This is a genomic window from Alcanivorax sp. HI0044, from assembly GCF_001634945.1.
In genome coordinates this window covers 1-6250 of the sequence record NZ_LWEZ01001969.1, presented here as the reverse complement: position 1 = coordinate 6250, position 6250 = coordinate 1, and the positions used below count along the sequence as shown (strand labels likewise).

The window sequence follows — 6250 nt, the reverse complement described above, 5'->3', positions numbered from 1 at the left end:
GCCGCCCCACCGCCTCCGCCGAGTATCCAGCCTGCCACGGCCTGATGGCCGCCCTCGCCGCCACCCTGTTCCGGCGCCCCCGCGTCACCGGCGCCACCATTCCCGCCACCACCGCCATTGCCCAACTGCCGGTGCACCAAATCCAGCCCATTCCCTCCGCCACCGGCATTGGCGGGCGCGCCCCTGGCCATATCGCCCTGGGGGTAGCCCATCGTCGCAGCGGGCAATAGCAGTAAAGGCGTGCCTGCCAGGCCCTCCCCCTTGCTGCCATGATGGCCATAGCCCACCGCCTGATCGTCTATGCTGGGCGTGCTGTAGCGCCAGTCATCCGGCCGCCCCAACGCCCCCTGCAACGACACCGCCGGCGCTCCGCGGAAACCCGTGCCGCGCACCGACAGGCTATGGCCATTAAGATCCAGCTGGCGGCGCACATCCACTGCCAGCACCCCGCCGGTGACGCCATCCCAGGGCAATGCAGCCAAGTCCTGCTCCAGACGCAGGCTGTCGAATTGCGGCACCCGCACCAGCTGCCAGCGCCGGCGACCCTGTTCGTGGTTAGCCGGGGCATTCTCATAATGATGGTGTAGCCCGCCCCCCGGACCCGCGCCGAGAATGCGCACCTGATCGGCGTCCACCCGCTCAATACGCACCCATTCCTGCGCCCACGAGGCAGGCGCATCGGTACGTATCTGGCCGTAAGCGGCGGAGTTGGATGTGTTGATGGGGACGCCCTGAACCTGCATTAACAGGGCAAGATCGCCGGGCTGCAGCACAGCCCGGCCACGGGAATGGGTCAGCGTCAAAGTACGGGTGCCCGGAGGTAACGCCTGGTTGTCCGGACCGGAGAAATAACCATTGATGGTGCTGCCAACCGGCATGATTCCATCACGACCCGGTTCCGCACATAACGCTGCAGCTACCGGATGCGGCAGCAGCAGGCAGCCCAGTATCAGCGCGGCGGATCGAGCCAGTCGGCGGTAGTGTTGTTGCAACGGAACCATCCGGCAATACTGTAGCGTTCCAGGGTAGCTGCCAAGACTTCGTGGGGAATTTTCTCGCTGAGGAACGCCACCAGCGTGCCCGCACGGGGCTCCACCTCAGTGGCCACACGGGTTGCATCCGCCTCCGGCCAGATGCGCAGGCGCCCGCCCCATTCGCTTTGCCAGTTATCGTTGAGATAAAGCACCACGGACAGCAACCGACCGTTGTTGCCATTAAACGCATCCACATGGCGCTGGTAGAAATCCCCTGGCCCGTAAATGGCAAAGTGGGATTCCAGCTCGAACAACCCCATGAACAGCTCGCGATTGACCGCCAGCCGCAGGCTTTCCAACCCTTCAAACAACTGACACTGAGCCAGCGAGTCACCTTTTAGCCAACAGGTGCGGTCGCTGCGAACGCGGGTATCCTTCTGGTGTTCCTGGCGACGGCCAATGCCGGCAAGGCGAAACTCACCATGCTGGTCCTTGTAACACGCCTCCTCGCGCAAGGCCCGCACCAGCGCCGCCGGGAAATACCCGGGCGCCACCGCGAAACCCTGCCGGGCCAGCCCATCAATCAGGCCATCGAGTGGACTGCCGCCTACCCCGCCCAACAGATCCGCATTATCATGCACTGGCCGTGCCCTCTCGTTGTTAGTGCAACGCCCCACTGGCGTCAGAATCAAAGTCGTCCGGCCATAGCAGCCAGCCTTCTTCCTGGCATTCATCCAGCAATTGCGAGGTAGCATCAACGGTTGCCTGCACAAAATAGATGAACTGCTCAAAGCTCACCCCCTTGCGGCCCAGCAACAGGTCACATACCACCAGGCGAGGCAGGGAATCATCATTCACATCCAGAAACAGCTTCACCGACGGGTACGCCATATTCAACCGGCTCAGTTCCGCCTGTACCGCAAACAGGGTCGCCGGGCGCACTTCCAGCTCACTGGTCAGCAGGATGCCGTCTTCCTCCACGAACAGCCGCGCATCCACCACTCCTTCACGGCCCTGTAATTCAGACAGGTGCAGTGCATGACAATGTTCACAGATGTAGTGCTGGATATTGGCTTGCTGCAACCAGCGTTTGACCTGGTCTGCATCCGCGTTGACGACGCCTAACATGACATTCTCCTCAGACCCGCTCTAAACGCGGGTTTCTTGCCGGTCGCGAATCATCTGCCATTCGCCCGGAAAAAGAAATAGCCACCCGGCCACCACTTTGTGTCATTCATCCCCGAATATCTGCTGGGTAAGATGGGGCTTTCGTGCCTGATTGCTTGAAAGGAATACAAGAATGACAACTCCCCACGTGGCCTTCCGCTCCAGTGACAGCCTTCACCAGCGTACCGACGCCTTTATTCAACGCATGAAGGGCGGCGCCAAACGCCCGGAACCCAAGGAAATTGAGGCCATCATGGCCCAGTTTATCGAGGAAGCGCTGGCTGCATTCATTACCCGTGCTGCACAAGCCGCCGACCTGAGCCCCGGCATGTTCAAAGTGGTCAACATGACCTGCAGCACCATCAGCAAGACCACTCACCTGGTGATCGGCCGCAGTGCAAAAAAAATGGACCTGACACAGAACCAGGCCGCCGCCGACTATATGGATCAGGTGCGCCACCCCGCTACCGACGGCGACCACTGGCATGTCGCCTTCCCCATTAGCGAGGCGCTCTGTGCCCAATGCAAGGACGTAACCCGGCTGTGCCAGGAAGGGGAAGAGGACAAGGCCCGTCGCGAACTGACCGCCTACTTGCTCACCCTCACCGATGAAGCCATCGACTGGTACTTCGAAAAGCCCATGGCGTTGCTCGGCTTCGGCCCGGTGCTGCGCAAAGTCGCCAGCGTGGGCGTGGAAACCACCCGCAAGGCCAGCCGCAGCCTGATAAATAACCTGATCCCCAAGCTGGGCCCGGAGCAGCTGCTCGCCTCAGCGCAATATCAGGAGAGCATGCTGCTCCCCTTTCCCCCTCGCACCCGCTAAGACAACCCCCGCTGACGTTGCACTGACATCAAAGTGCAACGTCGCTTTCCTTTATCCGCTACACGGCCTACACACTGCATCTCTTTTGATAACAAATACTTACACTTGCCGACCCCTGTAGGCTAACTTCACCAAGTTTTTACAAAACTACTTATTCAACGGATTGCGCAGCAACTACACAGCTCTCTACTATCAAATTGGTATTACATCACAAAAAAACGAGGAGTGAGCCGTGTCTTTGCGCCATGCCATACTTGTCCTATTACAAGACCAGGAAGCCAGCGGTTACGACCTCGCTCGCGAATTTGCCAACAGTATCGGGCTGGTATGGAACGCCACCCACCAGCAGATCTATCTGGAGCTGGGGAAGCTCAACGACCAGAGCATGGTGAAATATCGCCATATCCCCCAGGACGGCAAACCGGACAAAAAGCTGTACCGGATCACGGATGAAGGACGCGACGAGTTAATTCGCTGGCTTCGCAAGCCAGCCGCACCACCGCGCATCCGCGATGCGTTCATGGTCAAGATTGCCGGCGGCGATCTGTCCGACAGCGCGTCCATACTGCGGGAACTGGACGACCAGGCCGACCTGCGCCGTGAACGGCTGAACACCTTCGAGTCACTGGCCAGCAAACTGGATGACACCAGCCGCGACCGTGACCTGTTTACCTATCTGACCCTGCGCCGGGGCATTCTTGATCAGCAGGCCTGGCTGCACTGGGCCGACGAGGTTCGCAGTGCCCTGAAAAAACGTGAAGAGCAGCCAGTATCGGTGCCCACATCGGTGTAATGACTCACAACGCAACAGACACCCTGCTCCGCCAGCTTGGCTGGCTGGTTCAGGCTCCCGCCCTGTTACCCTGCTCGCCCTTCCACGATGCCGGACATCTGCTGCAACGAGAGCTGCAAGCCGATCCGGCATTACTGCATAACGCCGCCACCCGATTACAGTCCCACCCCGGCCCGCGCCGCCTGGGGCTGATCTTCGAGCAGTGGGTCGCGGCCCTGGTGGATGCCAGCCAGGGCCAGGAGCGCATTACCAGCAACCTGCCTATTCGCGAACAAGGCCGCACCCTGGGGGAACTGGACATGCTGGTGCGTGACCGGCAGAGCGGCGAGCTGTGGCACTGGGAGCTGGCGCTCAAATTCTACCTGGCCACCGCCGAGCAATGGTATGGCCCCAATCGCCACGACACCCTGGCCCGCAAGGCCCATCACCTTTATCAGCAGCAACTACCACGTTCCCGATCGAACGTGGCCCGCGCCCAACTGGCCGAACAAGGCTGGGAGGTGCACGGCCAGGCTCTGCTGACCCGCGGCAGGCTATTCTACCACCGCGCTATCCCTCCCACCGGTGTGAAACCAAACCCCGGGCACGAGCGAGGCTGGTGGCGCACCACCGACGAGCTGGAGGACGGCCCCTGGTCAATCATTGAACGACCGTACTGGCCCACACCGTTTATGTCAGACAAAGGTACCAATTTCGTTGATCGCGCCACCGTGATTGACTATGTTGAAAGCCATTCACGCGCGCTCATGGTCACGGGCCCTCACCATGACCAACCGGGCTTTATTGTTCCTGTCAGCTGGCCAACCCCATGACATTTCAACAACAACCGCCGGCACTGGTGGACAACCAGGGCCGAGTTGCTTTCGGTGTCTTCCCGGAAACCGTGGCAAACATTAACGGTCGTGCGGCGGATTACCGCACCCCGATGGGCAAACCGGCCTCTTCCTTTGCCCGGCATTTTCATTACAAGCAGTTCCAGTATTTCGGCATCATCAGTGATGAGTTGCTGGCCGGTTGCGCCCTTGCCCATACCGGCTACCTGGGCATGGCCTTTTTCTACCTGTTTGAGCCGCAAACCGGCGCCCTGCACGAATACACCTGGCGCTCCCCCCTGGGCAGGGACCTGCGCATGTCCGCGTCACCGCAACAGGGCGAAAGCGTATTCCGGCAAAAAAACGTGGATATCCGTCTGGGCTATGAACAGAACGCTCAGGGAGCATTGAGCAAAAGCCTGTCGATCAAGCTGGATGACCTGGCACTGCAAGCCCATATGGACGAGGGCCCCACATACCAGCCCATGTCCCTGTGCACCCGTACCGGCATTAACGGCTGGGTCTATGCCAACAAGGTAGCCGGCAAAGCCGTCACCGGCTCGTTGCAACGCCAGGGCAAGCACACCGACCTGAGCGACATCGACGCCAATGGCCACCATGATTTTTCCGCCGGTTATATGCGCCGTGAAACATTCTGGAACTGGGCCTGCCTATCTACCCGGGTTGGTGATACCCGGGTCGGGCTCAACCTTTCCTGTGGTGTCAATGAGACAACCTTTTCGGAAAACTGCCTGTGGATTGATGATGTCATGGTCCCCACCGGCGGAGTGATATTTGATTACAACCGTGACGAGCTGATGCAACCCTGGACAATCCGCAGCCTGTGCGGCCGGGTACACCTTCAGTTCACCCCCAACGGAAACCACAAAGAGCGCCTTAACCTGGGGCTTTTTGCCAGCAATTTCAATCAGCTGTTTGGTCACTTCGATGGCGAGCTTCGCCTGGATGACGGGCGCCGCCTGCCAATCGAACGCCACTACGGTTTTGTCGAGGAGCAGTACGCAAAATGGTAGATCAACAACGCGATGCCAACGAGGAGACCCTCCAGCCGTCCGCACCGGAAAAATTCAACGAAAAAATCCGCCGGGGATGCTTCTGGGTAGTGCAATACTGGCGCGAACTGTTCAACTTCAAGTTCGATAAATACATGATCATTCAGGTCATGCCGGGCGTCTACGGCATTGCCCTGACCGCCATCGCCATGGGCCTGCTGTATCTGTGCGTGGAAGCTTTTATGGCATCGACATGGCGCGGGATTTTCTATTTTTTCTTCGCCGCCCCACTCACCTTCCTGTTCGCCGCATCGGTGCTACGCGCCCTGCTGGAATTCTACATGGTGGTATTCAAAATCTCCGAACATGTGGATGAACTGGTAGGACTGCGTGACACGGTGGATCGCCTGTCAGGCATCAGCGACAGCGTTGACGAAATGGTTGCGGTAACCCGCCGCATTCCTTTCTGGCGCGCCCTGTCCGGCGGCGGCGCCCGCCCGGACCGGAAAACACCCAAGGAAAACAATAAGGACGAAAAGAAATAACTCTCCTGTCAGTGGGGCGGGCTTAGCCTGTGCCCCACTGACAAGCACGGAGTACCGTGCACTATTTTTCCTGAGTCGCTTCCAGCGCAGTCAACAACAACCGCTGGAAAATATGCTCACGCA

General features: G+C 59.5%; 7 protein-coding genes and 1 pseudogene. 5 read left to right on the top strand and 3 right to left on the bottom strand.

The genetic code is table 11. From position 1 onward, the window contains the following. From A3730_RS29165 to A3730_RS29155, 3 genes and pseudogenes are all read right to left on the bottom strand, one after another. A pseudogene (locus A3730_RS29165) lies at positions 1 to 992 on the bottom strand (hypothetical protein); the annotation flags it as partial. After that, a complete protein-coding gene (locus tag A3730_RS29160) occupies positions 950 to 1615 on the bottom strand; it encodes a 2OG-Fe(II) oxygenase (RefSeq protein WP_063519262.1) in 666 nt (221 codons plus the stop codon). The gene A3730_RS29160 and the pseudogene A3730_RS29165, both read right to left, overlap by 43 nt. A gap of 19 nt (positions 1616 to 1634) precedes the next feature. Beyond that, the gene (locus A3730_RS29155; RefSeq protein ID WP_063519261.1) at positions 1635 to 2102 is read right to left on the bottom strand and encodes a YbjN domain-containing protein; all 468 of its coding nucleotides are present in this window, start codon (positions 2100 to 2102) and stop codon (positions 1635 to 1637) included. A gap of 172 nt (positions 2103 to 2274) precedes the next feature. Between A3730_RS29155 and A3730_RS29150 the strand changes: the two genes are divergently transcribed. The 5 genes from A3730_RS29150 (at position 2275) to A3730_RS29130 (ending at position 6127) form a co-directional block, all read left to right on the top strand. Continuing rightward, entirely contained in the window at positions 2275 to 2964 is a 690-nt protein-coding gene (locus tag A3730_RS29150; protein ID WP_063519260.1) for a hypothetical protein, read from the top strand. A gap of 232 nt (positions 2965 to 3196) precedes the next feature. Then, positions 3197 to 3757, top strand: coding sequence for a PadR family transcriptional regulator (locus A3730_RS29145; protein WP_063519259.1), 561 nt, complete (start codon positions 3197 to 3199; stop codon positions 3755 to 3757). Further along, positions 3757 to 4569, top strand: coding sequence for a DUF1853 family protein (locus A3730_RS29140; protein ID WP_063519258.1), 813 nt, complete (start codon positions 3757 to 3759; stop codon positions 4567 to 4569). The genes A3730_RS29145 and A3730_RS29140 overlap by 1 nt, the downstream gene beginning before the upstream one ends. After that, entirely contained in the window at positions 4566 to 5603 is a 1038-nt protein-coding gene (locus A3730_RS29135; protein WP_063519257.1) for a DUF2804 domain-containing protein, read from the top strand. The genes A3730_RS29140 and A3730_RS29135 overlap by 4 nt, the downstream gene beginning before the upstream one ends. Further along, entirely contained in the window at positions 5597 to 6127 is a 531-nt protein-coding gene (locus tag A3730_RS29130) for a DUF4282 domain-containing protein (RefSeq protein ID WP_063519256.1), read from the top strand. The genes A3730_RS29135 and A3730_RS29130 overlap by 7 nt, the downstream gene beginning before the upstream one ends. Positions 6128 to 6250 lie beyond the last annotated feature (123 nt).

Excerpts from the sequence above, each read along its gene's own strand:
- A3730_RS29140 (WP_063519258.1), top strand. The coding sequence starts at position 3,757 with ATGACTCACAACGCAACAGACACCCTGCTCCGCCAGCTTGGCTGGCTG.
- A3730_RS29135 (WP_063519257.1), top strand. The coding sequence starts at position 4,566 with ATGACATTTCAACAACAACCGCCGGCACTGGTGGACAACCAGGGCCGA.
- A3730_RS29130 (WP_063519256.1), top strand. The coding sequence starts at position 5,597 with ATGGTAGATCAACAACGCGATGCCAACGAGGAGACCCTCCAGCCGTCC.
- A3730_RS29155 (WP_063519261.1), bottom strand. The coding sequence starts at position 2,102 with ATGTTAGGCGTCGTCAACGCGGATGCAGACCAGGTCAAACGCTGGTTG.
- A3730_RS29150 (WP_063519260.1), top strand. The coding sequence starts at position 2,275 with ATGACAACTCCCCACGTGGCCTTCCGCTCCAGTGACAGCCTTCACCAG.